This window comes from Vibrio sp. 10N.261.45.E2 (assembly GCF_002875705.1).
Taxonomy (GTDB): Bacteria; Pseudomonadota; Gammaproteobacteria; order Enterobacterales; family Vibrionaceae; genus Vibrio.
In genome coordinates, this window is sequence record NZ_MCZZ01000050.1 from 1 (window position 1) to 301 (window position 301).

The 301-nt window shown below is 42.2% G+C and carries 1 pseudogene; it reads right to left on the minus strand.

Annotated elements, in window-relative coordinates:
- A pseudogene (locus BCT34_RS02915) lies at positions 1-301 on the minus strand (IS4 family transposase); the annotation flags it as partial.

Consider the following 301-nt stretch of genomic DNA (forward strand, 5'->3'; position numbering starts at 1 on the left):
TAGGGTCTGTAAGTGAAGTAATAAAACCTTTTATCTCACCTTTTGGCTCTTGATATAGGACTAATCTGGCTTCCCAACGTGCGGGTAAATTCGGATTCTGCCGTTGAGCTTGAGGAGAGATAGGCATTGAAATGAGCATGTCGTTTTCCGCATATTTCTCCAACACTTCATAGCGTAGTTTTCGTTTTGCAGGCATTAACCAGTGAGTATTTTCCGCACTCTCTTGCCACGACAACAAAAGGTCTGCTGAGAAGTAACAACGATCAAATAAGGTCAATGAATGTGCGGGGATATCATTGAA